The sequence below is a fragment of the Nonomuraea sp. NPDC001831 genome (assembly GCF_042892035.1).
Lineage (GTDB): Bacteria > Actinomycetota > Actinomycetes > Streptosporangiales > Streptosporangiaceae > Nonomuraea.
The window spans coordinates 135,110-153,966 of sequence record NZ_JBIATU010000005.1; the positions used below are offsets into that span (position 1 = coordinate 135,110).

Here is an 18,857-nt window from a genome sequence, read left to right on the forward strand (position 1 = left end):
CGTGCTCTCATAGTGGGCTCATATCTTGTGACACATGAGTGAGCCCGCACGGTTGCTGGTGGTGGACGACGAGCCCGCGTTGCGCGAGGCGCTGCAGTCGAGCCTGGAGTTCGAGGGCTATCGGGTCGGCACCGCCAACGACGGCCAGGCGGCGCTGGCGGCGCTGGCGGCCGAGCCGTACGACGCGGTGCTGCTCGACGTGATGATGCCGCGGCTCGACGGGCTCACCGCCTGCCGGCGGCTGCGGGCCCAGGGCAACCACATCCCCGTGCTCATGCTCACCGCCCGCGACGCCGTCGGCGACCGCGTGTCCGGGCTCGACGCGGGGGCCGACGACTACCTGGTCAAGCCGTTCGAGCTGGACGAGCTGCTGGCCCGGGTGCGCGCGCTGCTGCGCCGCGGCGCGCTCGGCACGGGCGCCGCAGGCGGCGGCACGCTGTCCTACGGCGACCTGCGCATGGACCCGGCCACCCGGGAGGTCACCCGCGGCGCCCGCGCGCTCGACCTGACCAGGACCGAGTACCTGCTGATGGAGCTGTTCCTGGCCCACCCCCGCCAGGTCCTGACCCGCGACCAGATCCTCAACGAGGTGTGGGGCTTCGACTTCGAGCCCACCTCCAACTCCCTCGACGTGTACGTCATGTACCTGCGCCGCAAGACCGAGGCCGGGGGAGAGCCCCGGGTGATCCACACGGTCCGCGGGGTGGGGTACGTCCTCCGGGCGACACCGTGATCCGCAACAGCCTGCGCACGCGGCTGACGCTGCTGGTCACGGCCGCCGTCGCGATCGCGATCGCGGTGTGCGCCGGGCTGTCCTGGTTCATCGTGCAGAACCAGGTCATCAGGCAGCTCGACCAGACCATCCTGGAGCCGGAGGGCGAGGGGGACAAGCGGTTCCTCCAGAAGAACTGCACACCGGAGGGCTCCTCCGACTACCACGACATGGCCACGCTGCTGTTCGCCGACGGCAGGACCTGCTCGCTCGGCTCGCCGATCGTGCCGGTGGAGGACGACAAGAAGGCGATACCCGGACCGGGCGAGCCGGTCTACCGCAACGGCGTGACGCGGGACGGCAGCGAGGTCCGGGTCGTGGCCGTCAACTTCGCGCCCGGCGTGGCCGTCCTGGAGGCCAGGCCGCTCTATCACATCAAGATCACCTTGAGGAACACCGCGCTCGCGCTTGCCGCCATCGCGGCCGTCGGTGTGATCGGCGCCGCCCTCGCGGGACGGGCCATCTCCCGTACCGCCCTGCGGCCCGTGGGCCGGCTGACCAAGGCGGCCGAGCACATCGCCGAGACCGAGGACCTCAACACGCGCATCCCCGTCCAGGGCAACGACGAGATCGCCCGGCTCAGCTCCTCCTTCAACGCCATGACCGCCGCCCTGGCCGGTTCCCGCGAACGCCAGCAGCAACTCGTCGCCGACGCCGGTCACGAGCTGCGCACCCCGCTCACCACCCTGCGCACCAACATCGACCTGCTGCTGCGCAGCGAGCAGACCGGCAGGCAGCTCGACCCGGGCGCCAAGGAACGCCTGCTGGTCAACGTCAAGGCGCAGTTCGCCGAGCTGTCCACGCTGGTCGGCGACCTGCTCCAGCTCGCCAGGGGCGACACCGACCACGAGCCGCACGTCGAGCTGGCCCTGCACGACGTCGTCACGGCCGCCGCCGAACGCGCCCGGCTGCGCGGCGCCGACGTGCGCACCGACCTGAGCCCCTGGTACGTCGTCGGCAGCCCCGCCTCGCTCGAACGCGCCGTGCTCAACCTCATCGACAACGCCCGCAAGTTCAGCCCCGAGGGCCAGGTCGAGGTCTCGCTCAAGGACGGCCGGCTGACGGTCCGCGACCACGGCCCCGGCATCCCCGAGGAGGAGCTGCCGCACGTCTTCGAGCGCTTCTGGCGCTCGCCCTCGGCCCGCGGCCTGCCTGGCTCGGGGCTGGGCCTGGCGATCGTGGCGCAGGCCGTGTCCGAGACCGGCGGCAAGGTACGGCTGTCCAACGCGCCCGGCGGCGGCGCGATCGCGACCATCGATCTTCCCGGAACTCTCACTCGTCACTCACAATCGGATAAGTCCTCTTAAAGACCCGAATCGTGAGCTGGCTGCATGGAGACAACAGCGGTAAGGACGCGCCTGGTAGAGGTGGTCGTCCCGGTCCACAACGAGCAGCGGGCGCTGCGGGAGAGCGTCGCCCGGCTGCACGCCTACCTCGCCACGACGTTCCCGTACGGCTTCCGCATCACCATCGCCGACAACGCCAGCACCGACGACACCTGGCGGCTGGCCACCGAGCTGGCCCGTGAGCTGCCGCAGGTACGGGCCGTGCACCTCGACGAGAAGGGCCGCGGCCGGGCCCTGCGCCAGGTCTGGTCCACGAGCGAGGCCGACGTCGTCAGCTACATGGACGTCGACCTGTCCACCGACCTGGACGCCTTCCTCCCGCTGGTCGCCCCCCTGCTGTCGGGCCACAGCGACCTGGCGATCGGCACCCGCCTGGCCAGGGCCTCGCGGGTGGAGCGCGGGCCCAAGAGGGAGTTCATCTCCCGGTCGTACAACCTGCTGCTGCGCTCGGTGATGGGCGCCGGGTTCTCCGACGCCCAGTGCGGGTTCAAGGCCGTGCGCACGGAGATCGCGCAGGCGCTGCTGCCCGCCGTCGAGGACGAGCAGTGGTTCTTCGACACCGAGCTGCTGCTGCTGGCCGAGCGGCACGGCCTGCGCATCCACGAGGTCCCCGTCGACTGGGTGGACGACCCCGACAGCCGCGTGGACCTCCTGCGGACCGCCCTGGACGACCTGCGCGGGCTGGCCAGGGTGGCCCGCAGGACGCTGTCCGGCGCGGCGCGCCTGCCGATGCCCGCCACCGTGCGGCAAGCCGAGCTGCCGAGGGGGATGGCCAGGCAGCTGCCCAGGTTCGCGATCGTGGGCGTGGTGAGCACGCTGGCCTACCTGGCGCTGTTCTCGATGTCGCGGCAGGTCGTCCCCGCGCAGCCGGCCAACGCGGTCGCGCTGCTGGTCACGGCCGTGGCCAACACGGCGGCCAACCGCCGTTTCACCTTCGGGGTCAAGGGCTCGGGCGGGGCGCTGCGCGACCAGTTCGAGGGCCTGATCGCGTTCCTGGTGGGGCTGGCGCTGACGTCGGGGAGCCTCGCGCTGCTGCCCGGCGGGGTCTCGCACGGGGTGGAGCTGGTGGCGGTCATCGCGGCCAACGCGGCGGCCACCCTCGTCCGGTTCCTGCTGCTGCGCGTGTGGGTGTTCAACCCCCGGCGCAGGAGCGGACGGTGACCGCCGTCGCCGCGCCCGCCCGGGTGCGCGCGCTGACCGGCGCCGCGGGCGACCCGCGCTGGTCGCGGCCCGCGATGTGGACGGTGCTGGCCGCCGCCTTCGTCCTGTACGCCTGGGCGCTCAGCGGGGACGCCAACGAGTACTACGCCGCCGCCGTCCTGTCGGGCACGCGGAGCTGGAAGGCGTTCTTCTTCGGCGCGATCGACGCCGGGTCCTTCATCACGGTGGACAAGCCGCCGCTCGCGCTGTGGGTCATGGGGCTGTCGGCGCGGATCTTCGGCCACGGCACGTACAGCATGCTGATGCCGCAGGTCCTCGCCGGTGTGGCGGCCGTCGGGGCGGTGTACTCGGCGGTCCGCCGGTCCTTCGGGCGCACCCGTCAGGGGCACGTCGCGGCGCTGGTCGCGGCCGTGGTCATGACGCTCACCCCGATCACGGTCGCCATCAACCGGGACAACAACCCCGACACCGTGCTCGTGCTGCTGCTGGTGCTGGCGGCCTGGTTCTGCCTGGAGTCGCTGCGCACCGCCCGGCTGCGGCCGCTGCTCCTCGCCGCGCTGTTCGTGGGGCTGGGGTTCAACGCCAAGATGTTGCAGGCGTACCTGGTGGTGCCGGCGTTCGGGGTGGCGTACCTGGTGTGCGCCCGCCACGGCCTGGCCAGGCGGGCGGGGCACCTGCTGGCCGCCGGGGGCGTGCTGGTGGTGTCCAGCGCCTGGTGGATGGTGGTCGTCGACCTCTGGCCCGCCGCCTCGCGGCCCTACGTCGGCGGCTCGACCGACAACACGGTCCGGGACCTGGTGATCGGCTACAACGGGCTCGGCCGGATCTTCGGCCAGGACCGGGCCGGCGGCGGGCCCGGCGGCGCGAACTTCGGCGGGCAGGCCGGGGCCGGGCGGCTGTTCAACGACGTCATGGCCGGGCAGATCTCCTGGCTGCTGCCGTTCTGCGCGGTGGCGCTGGCCTTCGCCGTGCTGCTGCGGGTGCGCGGGACCCTCTTCGACGGGGGCGCCTGGCTGCTGTGGGGCGGCTGGCTGGTCGTCCACTACGCCGTGTTCAGCTCCTCCAGTGGCACGTTCCACCCCTACTACACGACCGCGATGGCGCCCGCCGTGGCCGCGCTGACCGGCATGGGGGCGGCCGTGATGTGGCAGGCCTACCGGGGGTCGCGGGGCTGGGCGTGGGCGCTGCCCGTGGCGGTCGCGGTGACCGGCGGGTGGGCGTTCGTGGTGCTGCGCCGTACGCCGGAGTGGCTGCCGTGGCTGGCCTGGGTCGTGCTCGGGGCGACCACAGTGGCCGTGGCGGCGCTGGTGACAGTGATCGTGACCGGGCCCGCGACAGGGTCCGTGACCGGGCTCGCGACAGGGTCCGTGACCGGGCTCGCGACAGGGTCCGCGACCGGGCTCGCGACAGGGTCCGCGACCGGGCTCGCGACAGGGTCCGCGACAGGGGCCGCGACAGGGTCCGCGACAGGGGCCGTGGCGGGGCTTGTGGCGGGCAGGGGGCGGGTGGCGGGCCGGGTGACCGGCGTGGCGCTGGCGGCCGCTCTGGTCGCGGGGCTGGCGGGTCCGGCGGCCTACGCCGTCTCACCGCTGGGGGCGCGGGTGAACGGGACCAACCCCACGGCGGGCCCGTCCACGGGCCGCATGGGCGGCCCCGGCGGCCCCGGCGGCTTCGGCGGCCCGCCACCGGGCGGCGAGTTCCCCGGCGTCCGGACGGACGCCCTCCAGGGCGGCGAGCCGCCGCAGGGGCAGCCGGGCGTCCGGAGCCGCGGTCCCATGGGCGGCGGCGTGGCCGACGCGACGGTGAAGTACCTGGCCGCGAACCAGGGCGGGGCGACGTGGCTGGTGGCCGTGGGCAGCGCCCAGCAGGCGTCCTCGATCATCCTGGCCACCGGCCGCCCGGTGATCGCCATGGGCGGCTTCACCGGCTCCGACCCCGCGATGACCGTCCCCCGCCTCCGGGAACTCCTCTCCTCCGGACGGCTCAGGTACGTGCTGCCCGGCGGCCGGGGCGGCCCCGGCGGCGGCGAGACCGAGGTGACCGCCTGGGTCACCGCCAACTGCGCGGCCGTGGCCGGCCACACCGGCCTGTACGACTGCGCCCCCTGAGGAAGGAAGCGACGGCGGCCGCGGGGCCCGTCCCCGCGGCGCGCTATAGGCTGATCGGGTGGCGAGTACGACCCGGGCCGATCAGGCCGACCAGCGCAGAGCAGAGCTTCTCGAGGCCACCCGCAAAGTGGTGCTCGAACGCGGCCTGGCCAACACGCGCATCGCCGACATCGCCAAGTCCATCAACGTCAGCGGCGGCCTGATCCACTACCACTTCGCGACCAAGGACGAGCTGATCACCGCCATGCTGCGGGCCACGCTCGACATCGAGAGCGCCCGGCTCAAGGAGCTGGCCGACGGCCCCGGCACGGCGGTGGAGCGCCTCGACCGGGTGCTGCGCTACTACATCCCCGAGTCGCGCTCCGACCAGAGCTGGCTGCTCTGGATCGACGCCTGGAACACCGCGCTGCGCGAGCCCGCGGTCAACGCGATCATGCTGGACCTGGAGACGGCCTGGCTCGACGCGCTGGCCCAGGTGTTGGCGGCCGGCACCGAGGCGGGGGAGTTCGCCTGCGCCGATCCGGCGGGCGCGGCCGAGCGCATCGACGCCATGCTCGACGGCCTGATCATCCGCTACACCCTGCATCCCAACGTGCTCGACCGGGCACGGCTGCTGGCCCACGCGCGCACAGCCGCCGCCGGGGAGGCCGGCATCGCGGTGGAGCGGTTCGGCTGAACCGGGTCTGGGCCGGGCTTGAGGCGAGCTTGAGCCGGGCCCGCGTCAGGCGGGCAGGGCGGCCAGCAGGAAGGCCAGGCGGGCCGCGGCCGACTCGACGTCCTCGGCGGTGCCGAGGCGGTAGCCCCACGACGTGATGTACGCGCCGTCGTCGGAGCAGGTCACCGTCTCGGCCAGGGTGGCGGAGAACCGGTTGCGCACCGACACGTACGCCGGGTCGCTGGCCAGCGCGACATTCTGCACCGAAAGATCGGCGTGACGGCCCGCGTGCCACGCGAACCGCTCAAGGCAGAGCGCGGTATCAAGCATCATGCGTCACCTCCGCAACGTCTCGCGACAGAATTGCACGATCTTGCTGCGGGTGGCAAGCAATTGCTGAGGTTAATGTGGGGTTTGTTGCAGGTATTCGCGAAGAATACGGATGATGACTTCTCGCCCGGGCTCGCCGAACTCCGCCACCTTGGCGTAGTCGTCGAAGGCCCGCACGTAGAAGGCGATGTCGTCGGGGTCGCGCAGCACGAGGTCCTTGGTCATCGTGGCGACGCCCACCATGGCCTCGTTGTAGATCCAGAACCCGTTGATCGGCGCGGACGGCAGCTCGGTGCCGAAGGGGATCACCCCGAACTCCACGTTGGGCAGCGTGCTGACGGCCAGCAACCGGTCGAGCTGGCCGCGCATGACGTCGGCCGGGGCGAGGGCGCTGCGCAGCGCCGACTCCGGCACCACGAACCGGAACGTGCGCGTGCGGTCATAGAGGATCTCCTGGCGCTGCATGCGCACGCGGACGGCCGCGTCGATCTGGTCGGCCGCGCTGTAGAGGCGCTTGACCTTGCGGAACACGTGCCGGGCGTACTCGGAGGTCTGCAGCAGGCCGACGACGATGCCGGGCTCGAAGACGCGGAACAGCTTCGTGCGCGCCTCCAGGTCGCGGATGTCCTCCTGGAGGGCGGCCAGGCCGCTGCGGTGACGCTGCTTCCAGTCGTCGTGCCGTTCCAGCAGCGCGATGGCCTGCCTGATGAGCTCGTCGGTCGTGTCGGGCGTGGCCCCCACGGCCTGCGCCCACACGACCACGTCGTCCTCGGTCGCCGTCTGCCTGGCGTTCTCCAGGCGGGAGACCTTGGACGGCTGCCAGCGCAGCCGCTCGGCCAGGTCCTTGCCCGACAGGTGGGCGGCCTCGCGCAGCTGGCGAAGCTGGCCGCCGAGGTCGATGCGCGCCTGCTGATAGGACGTCACGCGGCAAGAGGCTAGCTCCGCGGGCACCGATCAGGCCAGGCCCAGCCGCGCAATCGTGATCAAGCGGTTGCCGACGGTGTCCCGTCGCTGGTGGGCCGGGCGCCGGCTGACCCGTCGGGCAGGACCCGGCGGGCGATCTCGGTGAGCAGCTCGCGGGGCACCTCGACGGCGGCCTCGCCGTCGAGCACGTCGCGAAGGTCCGCGAGCGCCTCGGGGTCGGTGACCTGAAGCCCCTGGACGACGATGGTGCCGCGATCGGTCTCGTACAGGGTGGGGCAGGCGCCCGCCTCCGAGGTGGAGCCGAGGAACCGCATGCGCATGACGATCCTTTCCCCGAATGCCAGATGCAATTGCGCGCAATTGTACGCATCTGGGCGTCCGGCGTGATCCTTTTTCCGCATCGGGTTCAGCGCAACAAGCCTTCCATGATGTCGCGGGCGCGGGCGAACAGACCGAGCGTGGTCGCGTGCAGCACGTCGCCGATGTCCCGGGGCGCCTTGCCGGCGAACGCCCGCGCGTGCGTGCCCTCCAGCACGATGCCGAGCTTGAAGCAGGCCAGCACCGCGTACCAGTCGATCGCCGACAGGTCGCGCTCCGACAGCGCCGCGTAGTACGCGACCAGCTCCCGCTCCGACGGCAGCCCCGGCACGTGCCCGTTGTTCACCGGCCAGGTGGCCAGCAGCCAGCCCAGGTCGAGCAGCGGGTCGCCGATCGTGCACATCTCCCAGTCGACGATCGCCGCCACCCGGGGCCCGTCGAGGGCGAACATCAGGTTGGCGAAATGGTAGTCGCCGTGCATGATCCCCGGGACGAACGCGGCGGGCCGGTGGCGGGTCAGCCAGTCGGCGGTGGCGTCGAGGCCCGGGATGTCGGGGCCGGGGTAGCCGTCGAGCTCGCCGTAGGAGTCCAGCTCCTGCAGCCAGCGCGGCACCTGCCGGTCGAGGAAGCCCTCGGGACGGCCGAACCCGGGCAGCACCGCCGGATCGACCCGTCCCAGCTCGGCCAGCGCGGCGGCGGCCTCAAGGCCCATCCGGTGGCGGATCGCGGCGTCGGAGGCGTGCGGCTCGGGCAGCCCGGTCGAGGGGTTGAACCCGGCCACCGGCTCCATCAGGTAGAACACCGGCTCCCGGGCGGTCTGCGCGGCCACCAGCCGGGGGGCCGGCACCGCCGTGCCGCTCAGTGCCGCCAGCAGCCGCGCCTCGCGCCGCAGCACCTCGTTGCTCCTGGCCCGGGCGTGCAGGGGCGGCCTGCGCAGCACGTACGGCCGGCCGCCGCGTTCGAGGCGGACCATGACGTTCTGGGTGCCGCCGGGGATTGCCGCGACCTCCGTGATCGCCCCGCCCGGCAGCCCCTCGGCGTCCATCCACGCGCCGAGGTCGTCGAGGTCGATGGCGCTGACGTCGATGTGGGTGGAGGTCATGGCCGCCCTTTGACAGAACGATATTCTGGAGGCTTCAACCTACGAGAGCCCCCGACGCCCGGTCAACCCGGTGCCGGCATGAACGGCGGGAACTGCCGCGGGCGGTCGGCTCGTCCTGGGCCACGACCGAGCCGAGGGCGGCCGCTGCTGGGAGAACATGGGTGGATGAAGTGTGTTGTGGCCGTTGATGTGGGTGGAACGACTCTCAAGGGTGGATTGATCGCCCCGGACGGCGGCATCCTCCACCGGGAACGCCGCCCCACCCCCCGCACCGAGGGGCCGGACCGCGTGATCGCGGCCATCTCCGCCTTCGTCGCCGACCTGAGCGCGCCGCGGACCGTCGCCGGCGCCCTGCTCCGCCCGGCGGCCGTGGGCCTGGCCGTGCCCGGCCTGGTCGCGCCCGGGCGGGCGGTCTTCTCGGCCGCGTTCGGCTGGCGGGACGTGCCCGCCGCGGCCTTCACCGACGGGACGCTCCCGCTCTCCCTCGGCCACGACGTGCGCTCGGCCGGCGAGGCGGAGCTCGCGTACGGCTCGGCGGCCCCCGACGCCCTCTACCTGCCCATCGGCACCGGCATCGCCGGAGCCGTCGTCCTGACCGGCTCCCTGTACGGCGGCGCCGCCGGCTGGGCCGGGCAGATCGGGCACATCCCGGTGCGTCCCGGCGGGCTGCCGTGCCCGTGCGGGCAGCGCGGCTGCCTGTCCGCCTACGCCTCGGCCGCCTCCGTCGCCGCCCGCGCCGGGGAGACCTCCGCCGAGGACGTCGTCCGCCGGGCCGCCGCCGGGGACGAGCCGGCCGCGCGCGTGTGGGCGGAGGCCGTGGAGGCGCTGGCGCTGGCGCTGGCCACGTACACGCTGGTGCTGGACCCCGCGGTGATCGTCGTCGGCGGCGGCCTGTCGCTGGCCGGGGACGCCCTGCTGACCCCGCTGCGCGCCCGGCTGGCCGCGCGGCTCGCCTTCCGCCCCGCGCCCGAGGTACGGGCGTCGGCGCTCGGCGTGGACGCGGGCCTGCTAGGCGCCGGGCTGCTCGGCCTGCGGGCGCTGGGGGAGCAGGGTGGCGGGCACGTCGACCACCTGGGCGCGTAGCTCCTCGCCCAGGGCCTTGGCCTGCGGATCCAGGCGCGGGCTGGCCGCCACGCCCCTGCCCAGCAGCCCGTGCACGACGAAGTTGAGCGCCCTGATGTTGGGCAGCTCGTGCCGCTCGACGCGGTGGGCGGCCAGCTCCGGCAGCAGGGACGTGAGCCGGTCGGCGGTGAGGGTGGCCGCCAGCCAGGCGTACTGCTCGTCGGTCGCGACCCAGACGCCGAGGTTGGCGTCGCCGCCCTTGTCGCCGGAGCGTGCCCCCGCGACCCGGCCCAGGGGCACGCGCACGGCAGGCCCGCCGGGCGGCGCAGGAACCGGCGGCGCGAGCGGCTCGGGGAGCGAGCCGCCCTGGGGGACGGGAGGCTGCTCCTGGGCGGGCAGCTCCACGCCGTCCAGGAAGACCCGCGGGCGCACCTGCGAGGCCGGCACCAGGACCGGCCAGTAGACCCCGTACGGGGAGGCGTCGCCGGGCGGGGTGAGGCCGTGGAAGCCCGGGTAGCTGGACAGGCCGGTCTCCACGACGGCCGAGGAGAAGACCCGGCCCGCCGTGCGCCGGTCGGCGTCCATGACGGTGATCCGCAGCAGGCCCGAGTCCGTCAGCGTCACGTCCACCTGGTCGAAGGTCTCGCGCGGCACCCGCGCCCAGACGGCCTCCTCGGCCACCCGCGCCTTGGCCTCGACGTCCAGGCCGGTCAGGACGAGCGTCATCGTGTTGCGGTAGCCGGCCGGGTAGTTGACGGCGACCTTGAGCGTGTCCGGCGGCGGCTCGCCCCGCGTGCCGGAGATCAGCACCCGGTCGGGACCGTCGTCGGAGAGCGTGATCGTGTCGAACCTGGCCACCACGTCGGGGCCCAGGTAGCGCGGGCCGCCCAGCTCGTAGACGAGCTGCGCGGTGACCGTGCCGACCGAGACCAGGCCGCCCGTGCCCGGATGCTTGGTGATCACCGCCGAGCCGTCGGCGCGCAGCTCGGCGATGGGGAAGCCGCAGTGGGCCAGGTCGGGCACGTCCTGGAAGAAGGCGTAGTTGCCGCCCGTGGCCTGGCAGCCGCACTCGATGACGTGGCCCGCCACGACCGAGCCGGCCAGCGGGTCGAGGTCGCCGGGGCCCCACCCGTACCGCCAGATGCCGGGGCCGGTGACCAGGGCGGCGTCCGTCACGCGGCCGGTCACCACGACGTCCGCGCCGGCCGACAGCGCGGCGGCGATGGGACGGCCGCCGAGGTAGGCGTTCGCGGTCAGCGGCGCGGCCGGCGCGCGCTCGCCGGTGTCGGCGTGGACCAGGTCGAGCGGGCGGCCCATGAGGTCGTCGCCGGTCACGTGGGCGACCTTGGGGGACAGGCCCAGCCGGGCGGCCAGCTCGTGCACGGCCTCGGCGCACCCGGCCGGGTCGAGGCCGCCCGCGTTCGTCACGATCCTGATGCCGCGGTCGAGGCACGGGCCGAGCACGTCCTCCAGCTGGCGCAGGAATGTCGGGGCGTAACCGGGACGGCCCTTGAGCCGGTTGCCGGCCAGGATGAGCATGGTCAGCTCGGCCAGCCAGTCGCCGGTGAGCACGTCGATCGGGCCGCCCTCGACCATCTCCCTGGCCGCCGAGAGCCGGTCGCCGTAGAACCCGCTGCAGTTCGCGACGCGCAGCGCCATCACGGCACCCACTTGGGCGGACGCTTGTCCATGAACGCCGCGATGCCCTCCTGACCCTCCGCCGAGGTGAACCGCTCGGCCGACAGCTCGCTCATCCGCCGCAGCCCCTCCTCGAACGAGACCGCCGGCACCTCCCGCACCAGCCGCTTGGTGATGGCCAGCGCCTCGGGGCCGCCCCTGGCCAGCATCCCCGCGTAGTGCCGCACGGTCGCGTCGAGCTCGTCCTCCGGGACGGCCCTGGTCAGCAGGCCGATGCGGGCCGCCGTGGCGGCGTCGAACACCTCGCCGGTCAGGAAGTACTCGGCCGCCGCCCGCGGGTCGAGCCTGCGCAGCACGGGCACCGAGATCATCGCGGGCACCACCCCGAGCCGCACCTCGGTGAACGCGAACGACGCCGTGTCCGGCGCGATCGCGAAGTCGCACGCGGCGACCAGGCCGAGGCCGCCCGCGCGGGCCGTGCCGTTCAGGCGGCAGATCACCGGCTTCGGGCTCTCCCAGAGCAGCGTCATGATCTCCGGGAAGGACGCCGTCACCGGCGCGTCCGCGTCGCCGCGCTGCTCCTTCAGGTCGGCGCCCGAGCAGAACACCCGGCCCGTGCCGGTCAGCACGATCACCCGGGCCCCCGGCTCGGCCAGCGCCCAGCGCAGGTGCTCGGCCAGCTCGGCCAGCAGCCGCCTGGACAACGCGTTGCGGTTGGCCGGCGAGTCGAGCGTGACGGTGGCCACGCCGTCCGCCAGCTCCCTGTGCACCAGGCTCGTCATGTGGTCTCCTCCTGGATGATCGCCAGCACGGCCCCGGCTTCGACCTGCTGTCCCTTCTCGACGCGTACGTCCGACACCACGCCGCCCGCCGGGGCGGCGATGCGATGCTCCATCTTCATCGCCTCCAGCACCAGGACCGGCTGGCCCCGGGCCACCGTGTCGCCCTCGGCCACCTCGACCCGCAGCACGCTGCCCGGCATGGGCGCGAGCAGCGAGCCCGGGGCGACGTGCTCGACCGGCTCGGGCAGGCGCGGCACCGGCGTCAGCACGGCCGCGCCCATGGGGGAGTCGACGTAGAGGCGCTCGTCGCCGTCGTACCGGGCGACCTGGAACGTGCGCCGCAGGCCGTCGCGTTCCAGGACCACCTCCTCCGGTCGCGCGGAGACCACCGTGACGCCCGCCGGCAGCGGGTCGTAGACGACGTCGGCCTCCTCGAACCGGGCGCGGGCGGGCTGCGAGCGCACGTTGCGCCAGCCGCCGGGCAGCCCGGCCAGGACGGGCGCGTCCCGCCGGTGCGCGGCGGCCATGGCGAGCGCGGCGGCCAGCGCCGGCAGGGCGTCGTCGCTTGAAGGCGGGGACGACGGGGACGACGGCGGCGACAGCGGGCCGCCGAGGGAGAGGAAGGCGGTGTTCGTCTCGCCTGCGAGGAATGCCGGGCTGGTCACGACGTCGAGCAGCAGGTCGCGGTTGGTGGTGAGGCCGTGCAGCCGGGCCCCGCGCAGGGACGCGGCCAGCTTCCGCGCCGCCTCCGCCCGCGTCGCGCCGTACGCGACGATCTTGGCCAGCATCGCGTCGTAGTGCGGCGACACCTGCGACCCGGACTCGACGCCCGAGTCGACCCGGACGTCACCCGGCACCTCGAACCGGCGCAGCACGCCCGTCTGGGGCACGTAGGCGGCGTCCTCGGCGTACAGCCGCGCCTCGATCGCGTGGCCGCGCGGCGCGGGCGGCTCAGGCGGCAGCGCCGCGCCCTCGGCCACCTCCAGCTGCAGCCGGACGAGGTCGACGCCGAACACCAGCTCGGTGACCGGATGCTCGACCTGGAGCCGGGTGTTCATCTCCAGGAACGCCACCCGCTCGCCCTTGACCAGGAACTCCACCGTGCCGGCCCCGACGTAGCCGATCCGGCGGGCCGCGCGCACGGCCGCCGCGCACAACAGCTCACGGGTGCGCTCCGAGATCCCCGGCGACGGGCACTCCTCGACGACCTTCTGGTGCCTGCGCTGGACGCTGCACTCCCGCTCGCCCAACGCCCACACCGTGCCGTGCGCGTCGGCCAGCACCTGCACCTCGACGTGCCGGGCGGCCTCCAGCAGCGGCTCGGCGAACACGGCGCCGTCGCCGAAGGCCGCCTCGGCCTCCCGCCGCGCCGACTCCACCTCGGCCGCCAGCTCACCGGCGTGCCGGACGATCCGCATCCCGCGCCCGCCCCCGCCCGCGGACGCCTTCACCAGCAGCGGGAACTCGCCCGGCGCGGCCAGGTCGAGCGAGGGCAGCACCGGCACCCCGGCCTCGGCCATCAGCCGCTTGGCCGCGATCTTCGAGCCCATCGCCTCGATCGCCTCCGGCGGCGGCCCCACCCACGTGAGCCCGGCGTCCAGCACGGCCCGCGCGAACGCGGCGTTCTCCGACAGGAACCCGTAGCCCGGGTGCACCGCGTCGGCGCCGGAGGCCCGGCACGCCTCGATGATCCGGTCGGCCGCCAGGTAGGTCTCGGCCGGATGGGACCCCGGCAGACGGACGGCGAGGTCGGCCTCGCGGGCGTGCGGCGCGCCGGAGTCGGCGTCGGAGAAGACGGCGACCGTCGAGACGCCCAGCGAGCGGCAGGTGCGGAAGACCCGACGGGCGATCTCGCCCCGGTTGGCCACCAGCAGACGAGTGATCACGGGCGGAACACCCCGAACCCCGCCGCGGGCGGCACCGGCGCGCTGTTGATCGCCGACAGGCACATGCCCAGCACCGTACGGGTGTCGCGCGGGTCGATCACCCCGTCGTCGTAGAGCCGCCCCGACAGGAAGAACGGCAACGACTCCGCCTCGATCTGGGACTCCACCATGGCACGCATCGCCGCGTCCGCCTCCTCGTCGTAGACCTGCCCCCTGGCCTGCGCCGCGGCCCGGCCGACGATCGACAACACCCCGGCGAGCTGGGCCGGGCCCATCACCGCCGACTTGGCGCTGGGCCAGCTGAACAGGAAGCGGGGGTCGTAGGCGCGCCCGCACATGCCGTAGTTGCCGGCGCCGTAGGAGGCGCCCATGACGACGGTCAGGTGCGGCACGGTCGAGTTCGACACGGCGTTGATCATCATGGCGCCGTGCTTGATGATGCCGCCCTGCTCGTAGTCCTTGCCCACCATGTAGCCGGTGGTGTTCTGCAGGAACAGCAGCGGCGTGCGCGACTGGTTCGCGAGCTGGATGAACTGGGTGGCCTTCTGCGACTCCTGGCTGAACAGCACCCCGCGCGCGTTGGCCAGCACGCCCACCGGGTAACCGTGGACGCGCGCCCAGCCGGTGACCAGCGAGGGGCCGTACAGGGGCTTGAACTCCTCGAACTCGCTGCCGTCGACCACGCGGGCGAGCACCTCGCGCGGGTCGAAGGGGATCTTCAGGTCCTCCGGGACGATCCCCAGCAGCTCGTCGGCCGGGTAGGCGGGCTCGCGGGCGGGCAGCGGCGCCACGCCCTGCTTGCGCCAGTTGAGCGAGCGCACGACGGCGCGGCCGATGCGCAGCGCGTCGTGCTCGTCCTCGGCCAGGTAGTCGGCCAGCCCGCTGGTCCTGGCGTGCATCTCGGCGCCGCCCAGCGACTCGTCGTCGGACTCCTCGCCGGTGGCCATCCGCACCAGCGGCGGCCCGCCCAGGAACACCTTGGCGCGGTCGCGGACCATCACCACGTAGTCGCTCATGCCGGGCACGTACGCGCCGCCGGCCGTGGAGTTGCCGAAGACCAGCGCCACCGTCGGGACGCCCGCCGCTGACAGCCGCGTCAGGTCGCGGAAGATCCGGCCGCCCGGGATGAAGATCTCCTTCTGCGTCGGCAGGTCGGCGCCGCCGCTCTCCACCAGGTTGACGTACGGCAGCCGGTTGGCCAGCGCGATGTCGGCCGCGCGCAGCGACTTGCGCAGCGTCCACGGGTTGGACGCGCCGCCCCTGACCGTGGGGTCGTTCGCGGTGATCACGCACTCGACGCCCTCGATCACCCCGATGCCGGTCACCATGCCCGCGCCCACCTGGAACTCGCTGCCCCACGCGGCCAGCGGCGACAGCTCCAGGAACGGCGAATCGGGGTCGATCAGCAGCTCGACGCGCTCCCTGGCGAGCAGCTTGCCGCGCCGGCGGTGGCGCTCGACGTACTTCTCGCCGCCGCCGGCCACCGCCTTGGCGTGCTCGGCGTCGAGCTCGGCCAGCTTGGCGAGCATGGCCGCGCGCCGGGCCAGGTGCTCGGCGTCGCGCGGATCGAGCCGGCTCCTGATCACGGGGCCTCCTGTCGCGAAGTCGACGTGGACGTCAGCCCGATGGCCCGCGCCCACAGCCGGGTCAGGTGGTCGACGGCGTCCTGCTCGCCGGCCCGCTCCCCGAGATCCAGCCACACGTGGGCGAAGTGCTCGACCATGCCGCCCAGCATGACGGCCGTCAGCCGCGGGTCGAGCGAGGGGTCGGCCAGGCCCTGCTCCTGCAGCCGGCGCAGCCCGTCGGCGCCGCGCCGGACGAACGCCTCGCGCAGCTCCAGCACCAGCCGCCCGAAGCGGGCGTCGGCGTCGGCGGCGTGCTCCACCATGCGGACCAGGCGCGAGTTGGCCGTCCAGGCCCGCAGGTAGAGGCGGTTGGCGGCCTCGATGCGGGCGTACGGGTCGCCCGAGGCGGCGTCGCCGACCGCGCTCGCCGCGAACATCTCGCCGACCACCGTCTGCGCCACCTCCCCGAACAGCGACTCCTTGGAGTCGAAGTACGTGTAGAAGGTGCCGTGGGAGACCCCGGCCCGCGCGCACACGTCGTCGATTCGCACGGCGTCATACCCGTGCTCCTCGAACGCCTCACGCCCGGCCGCGAGCAACGTGGCCCGCGTGCGCTTGCCGCGCAGGGTCAAGGATCTGACGATCACGTCAGTCACCGTAGCGAGCGGGGCGCGCGGAAGGAAGGGGTCCCGCCGCGCGCCGTCACGTCAGGTGCAGTGGCTCCAGCCGGACTTCCAGCTCAGCGAGTTCCACGACCCGCCCCAGATCACGCACTTCTTCACGGCCGCCAGCCGGACCGGGCCCGCGTACGCGGTGAACTTGCCCGGGTTGCCGCCGCTCGCGCCGCCCTGCACCTGGAGGGTGGCGTTCATGGAGACCTTGCCGGGATAGACCAGCTTCGACATCGTGACCACGCAGTTCTTGCCCGCGCCGGTGTTGTAGAGCAGGTAGATCGTGGCCGAGGTGCCCAGCGCGTGCTTGTCGATCACCTTGTAGCCGGAGCCGCAGACGGTCACCACGTTGTAGGTGTTCGGCTTGGGGGAGGGCCTGCTCGCCGCCGGCCTCTTGGCCGGGACCGTCGTCGTGGGGCCGGCGGTCGGAGGGGCCGTCGGCTGCTCCTCGCCGTTGATCAGCCCGGTCGGCTTCTTCTTCTTGGTGGGGGTGGCCTTGGGCGTGGGGCTCTTGGTGGCCGGACGGGTCGTCGGCACGGTCGTCACCGGGTGCGGGACCGTGATGACCGGTTCCTTGGTGTGCTTGACCTTCTTGGGCGGCTCGGCCTGGCCGACGTCCAGCGTGGGGACGGGCTCGCCGGTCTCCGCCGTGAGGATCGGGTCCGGGGTCACCTCGGCGACCGGCGGCTCGGGCTGCCCGGCGCCCTGCCCGTCGCCCGCGGGGTTCTGGGAGGAGTTGCCGGTGGTGTTCACGGCGACCTTGTCGCTGTTGGCCTGCACCACGACGGCACCGGCCACCACCAGCAGCGCGGCGGCGGCCGCGCCGGAGAGCGCGAGCGTCAGCGTCCGGCGCTGCTTGTCCGGCGCCTTGCCGGACGCCTCACCGGACGACGCGCCGGGGGACCCGCCCTGCGGACCGCCCGGACCACCGGGACCGCCGACCCTGGTCGCCCCCGCGTTCGCCGCCTGGGGACCGCCGGCGTGCCCCGCCTGAGGTCCACCGGCGTGCCCCGCCTGGGGGCCGGCGGGATGTCCTGCCTGAGCAGTGCCCGGCATGCCGCCGTGCGGGTGCCCGTGCGGCCCCGCGCCCTGCGCGCCCGGGCCACCCATGCCACTGGCCTGGGGACCGCCGGGAACCCCGCCCTGAGGCGCGCCGGGGACGCCGCTCTGGGGCCCACCGGGAACGCCGCCCTGGAGGCCGCCGGGCGTGCCTCCGTGAGGCGCGCCGGGCGTGCCGGCGGGGGCGCCGCCATGGGGAGCGCCCGTCTGGGGCCCGCCCGGCGGGTGCGGGCCGCCGGGAACGCCGGCCTGGGGGACGCCCGGGTGGGGGACGCCCTGGGCGGCGCCGGGCATGGCGGCCGCGTGGGGGCCGCCCGGCGCGCCGTGGCCGGTCGGGAGGCCCTGAGGGCCGCCCGCCGCACCCTGAGGGCCCGCCGCACCCTGGTGGCCGCCCGCCGGTCCCTGGGGGACGCCGGGGGCGGGACGGTTGTCGGGGCCGGGCTGCCGGGGCACGGCGTTGGCGCCGGTCGGCTGGGTCCAGGGACCGGGGTAGGCGTCCTGCGCCGCCCCGGAGGGGCCATTCGCGGGCCCGGCCTGATGGGGCACGGCCGGGGTGGCGGTCGCGCCGGTGACCGGCTCGACGGCGGCCTTGGGCGCGGGCTGCCCCGTGAGCCGGACGATCAGCTCGTCGGCGCTCGGCCGCTGCGCCGGGTCCTTCGACAGGCACAGGCCCACCAGCGCGGCGAGCTCGCCCTCCATCCCGCCGAGCTGCGGCTCCTCGTTCAGGATGCGGTTCATCACCACGGGGATCGAGTCGGCCCCGAACGCGGGCTTGCCGGTGGCCGCGTACACCATCGTGACGCCCCACGCGAAGACGTCGGCGGCCTCCGACACGGCGGCCCCGCTGAGCTGCTCCGGCGCCAGGTAGGACGGCGTCCCCATCGCCATCCCCGTGGCCGTCGCGCCGGGGGAGTCCAGCGCGCGGGCGATGCCGAAGTCGATCACGACCGGCCCCTCGGGGCCCATGAGCACGTTCGCGGGCTTGAAGTCGCGGTGCAGGATCCCGGCCCGGTGGATGGCCGCCAGCGCGGTGGCCGTGCTGATCGCGAGCCGTTCCAGCGCCGCGCCCCGCCGCGGGCCCTCGTTGATGACGAGCTCGCGCAGCGAGGGGCCGGGCACGTACTCGCTCACGATGTACGGGCGGCTCCCGTCGAGGTCGGCGTGGAGGACGGGCGCGGTGCAGAACCGGGCGACCCGCTGCGCCACCGCCACCTCGCGCAGGAACCTGGTCCGCGCGTCGGCGTCGGCCACGAGGGCGTTGTGCAGCAGCTTGACGGCGACCTGGTCACCTGAGTCGCTCTTGCCCAGATAGACGACGCCTTGACCACCCTCGCCGAGCCGGGCGACGATGTCGTACGCCCCCAGCCGCCGCGGGTCGTCCGCCGCCAACGGCTGGAACTGATTCACGTCGGACCCCCATGACAACCAATAGATGGGGCAAAACGCTACCAGCGTGACATGTGGGACGTCTGCCGGAC

Annotated in this window: 16 protein-coding genes; 6 read left to right on the forward strand and 10 right to left on the reverse strand. The window is 73.9% G+C overall.

The window, feature by feature from the left end; all coding sequences use genetic code 11:
* The first annotated feature begins 34 nt into the window (after nucleotides 1-34).
* Genes ACFYYW_RS18540 through ACFYYW_RS18560 form a run of 5 tightly spaced genes read left to right on the forward strand, consistent with a single transcriptional unit; the run spans nucleotide 35 to nucleotide 6,063 of the window.
* The gene (locus ACFYYW_RS18540; RefSeq protein ID WP_387650160.1) at nucleotides 35-733 is read left to right on the forward strand and encodes a response regulator transcription factor; all 699 of its coding nucleotides are present in this window, start codon (nucleotides 35-37) and stop codon (nucleotides 731-733) included.
* Complete coding sequence (locus tag ACFYYW_RS18545; RefSeq protein WP_352320264.1) at nucleotides 730-2,079, forward strand: HAMP domain-containing sensor histidine kinase; 1,350 nt, start codon at nucleotides 730-732, stop codon at nucleotides 2,077-2,079. Before ACFYYW_RS18540 ends, ACFYYW_RS18545 begins: the two co-directional genes overlap by 4 nt.
* A gap of 24 nt (nucleotides 2,080-2,103) precedes the next feature.
* Nucleotides 2,104-3,279 carry a glycosyltransferase gene (locus ACFYYW_RS18550; RefSeq protein ID WP_387650162.1) on the forward strand — a complete coding sequence of 392 codons (1,176 nt, stop codon included), beginning with the start codon at nucleotides 2,104-2,106 and terminating at the stop codon, nucleotides 3,277-3,279.
* A complete protein-coding gene (locus ACFYYW_RS18555) occupies nucleotides 3,276-5,387 on the forward strand; it encodes a glycosyltransferase family 39 protein (protein ID WP_387650163.1) in 2,112 nt (703 codons plus the stop codon). Before ACFYYW_RS18550 ends, ACFYYW_RS18555 begins: the two co-directional genes overlap by 4 nt.
* Before the next feature lie 58 nt (nucleotides 5,388-5,445).
* Entirely contained in the window at nucleotides 5,446-6,063 is a 618-nt protein-coding gene (locus ACFYYW_RS18560) for a TetR/AcrR family transcriptional regulator (RefSeq protein ID WP_387650164.1), read from the forward strand.
* A gap of 45 nt (nucleotides 6,064-6,108) precedes the next feature.
* On the opposite strand, the gene ACFYYW_RS18565 is transcribed toward ACFYYW_RS18560, so the two are convergent.
* The 4 genes from ACFYYW_RS18565 to ACFYYW_RS18580 form a co-directional block, all read right to left on the reverse strand.
* A complete protein-coding gene (locus tag ACFYYW_RS18565) occupies nucleotides 6,109-6,375 on the reverse strand; it encodes a hypothetical protein (RefSeq protein ID WP_352320256.1) in 267 nt (88 codons plus the stop codon).
* A 69-nt stretch (nucleotides 6,376-6,444) separates the two neighbouring features.
* Entirely contained in the window at nucleotides 6,445-7,296 is an 852-nt protein-coding gene (locus tag ACFYYW_RS18570; protein ID WP_352320254.1) for a helix-turn-helix transcriptional regulator, read from the reverse strand.
* A gap of 59 nt (nucleotides 7,297-7,355) precedes the next feature.
* Nucleotides 7,356-7,616, reverse strand: coding sequence for a hypothetical protein (locus ACFYYW_RS18575; protein WP_352320252.1), 261 nt, complete (start codon nucleotides 7,614-7,616; stop codon nucleotides 7,356-7,358).
* 86 nt (nucleotides 7,617-7,702) lie between these two features.
* Nucleotides 7,703-8,716, reverse strand: coding sequence for a phosphotransferase family protein (locus tag ACFYYW_RS18580; protein WP_387650166.1), 1,014 nt, complete (start codon nucleotides 8,714-8,716; stop codon nucleotides 7,703-7,705).
* Nucleotides 8,717-8,932: 216 nt separating this feature from the next.
* Between ACFYYW_RS18580 and ACFYYW_RS18585 the strand changes: the two genes are divergently transcribed.
* A complete protein-coding gene (locus ACFYYW_RS18585) occupies nucleotides 8,933-9,799 on the forward strand; it encodes an ROK family protein (RefSeq protein ID WP_387650167.1) in 867 nt (288 codons plus the stop codon).
* Here the strand turns inward: ACFYYW_RS18585 and ACFYYW_RS18590 are convergent.
* The 6 genes from ACFYYW_RS18590 to ACFYYW_RS18615 are packed head-to-tail and all read right to left on the reverse strand — an operon-like array spanning nucleotide 9,725 to nucleotide 18,786.
* Nucleotides 9,725-11,437: an acyclic terpene utilization AtuA family protein gene (locus ACFYYW_RS18590; RefSeq protein ID WP_387650586.1), complete on the reverse strand. Its 1,713-nt coding sequence runs from the start codon at nucleotides 11,435-11,437 to the stop codon at nucleotides 9,725-9,727. The two genes, ACFYYW_RS18585 and ACFYYW_RS18590, sit on opposite strands and share 75 nt — an antisense overlap.
* On the reverse strand, nucleotides 11,437-12,198 hold the full coding sequence (locus tag ACFYYW_RS18595) for an enoyl-CoA hydratase-related protein (protein WP_352320246.1): 762 nt from the start codon (nucleotides 12,196-12,198) through the stop codon (nucleotides 11,437-11,439). The genes ACFYYW_RS18590 and ACFYYW_RS18595 overlap by 1 nt, the downstream gene beginning before the upstream one ends.
* Nucleotides 12,195-14,084 (reverse strand): biotin carboxylase N-terminal domain-containing protein, encoded by a 1,890-nt coding sequence (locus tag ACFYYW_RS18600; protein ID WP_387650169.1) that lies wholly within the window; start codon nucleotides 14,082-14,084, stop codon nucleotides 12,195-12,197. The genes ACFYYW_RS18595 and ACFYYW_RS18600 overlap by 4 nt, the downstream gene beginning before the upstream one ends.
* A complete protein-coding gene (locus tag ACFYYW_RS18605; protein ID WP_352320329.1) occupies nucleotides 14,081-15,613 on the reverse strand; it encodes an acyl-CoA carboxylase subunit beta in 1,533 nt (510 codons plus the stop codon). The genes ACFYYW_RS18600 and ACFYYW_RS18605 overlap by 4 nt, the downstream gene beginning before the upstream one ends.
* Before the next feature lie 53 nt (nucleotides 15,614-15,666).
* The gene (locus ACFYYW_RS18610) at nucleotides 15,667-16,296 is read right to left on the reverse strand and encodes a TetR/AcrR family transcriptional regulator (RefSeq protein ID WP_387650171.1); all 630 of its coding nucleotides are present in this window, start codon (nucleotides 16,294-16,296) and stop codon (nucleotides 15,667-15,669) included.
* A gap of 60 nt (nucleotides 16,297-16,356) precedes the next feature.
* Nucleotides 16,357-18,786: a serine/threonine protein kinase gene (locus ACFYYW_RS18615; RefSeq protein ID WP_387650172.1), complete on the reverse strand. Its 2,430-nt coding sequence runs from the start codon at nucleotides 18,784-18,786 to the stop codon at nucleotides 16,357-16,359.
* Nucleotides 18,787-18,857: the final 71 nt, after the last annotated feature.

Bases quoted from the DNA above. Each gene is read 5' to 3' on its own strand.
- ACFYYW_RS18595 (WP_352320246.1), bottom strand. From the start codon at position 12,198: ATGACGAGCCTGGTGCACAGGGAGCTGGCGGACGGCGTGGCCACCGTC.
- ACFYYW_RS18605 (WP_352320329.1), bottom strand. From the start codon at position 15,613: ATGCTCGCCAAGCTGGCCGAGCTCGACGCCGAGCACGCCAAGGCGGTG.
- ACFYYW_RS18565 (WP_352320256.1), bottom strand. From the start codon at position 6,375: ATGATGCTTGATACCGCGCTCTGCCTTGAGCGGTTCGCGTGGCACGCG.
- ACFYYW_RS18590 (WP_387650586.1), bottom strand. From the start codon at position 11,437: ATGGCGCTGCGCGTCGCGAACTGCAGCGGGTTCTACGGCGACCGGCTC.
- ACFYYW_RS18540 (WP_387650160.1), top strand. From the start codon at position 35: ATGAGTGAGCCCGCACGGTTGCTGGTGGTGGACGACGAGCCCGCGTTG.
- ACFYYW_RS18550 (WP_387650162.1), top strand. From the start codon at position 2,104: ATGGAGACAACAGCGGTAAGGACGCGCCTGGTAGAGGTGGTCGTCCCG.
- ACFYYW_RS18575 (WP_352320252.1), bottom strand. From the start codon at position 7,616: ATGCGCATGCGGTTCCTCGGCTCCACCTCGGAGGCGGGCGCCTGCCCC.
- ACFYYW_RS18580 (WP_387650166.1), bottom strand. From the start codon at position 8,716: ATGACCTCCACCCACATCGACGTCAGCGCCATCGACCTCGACGACCTC.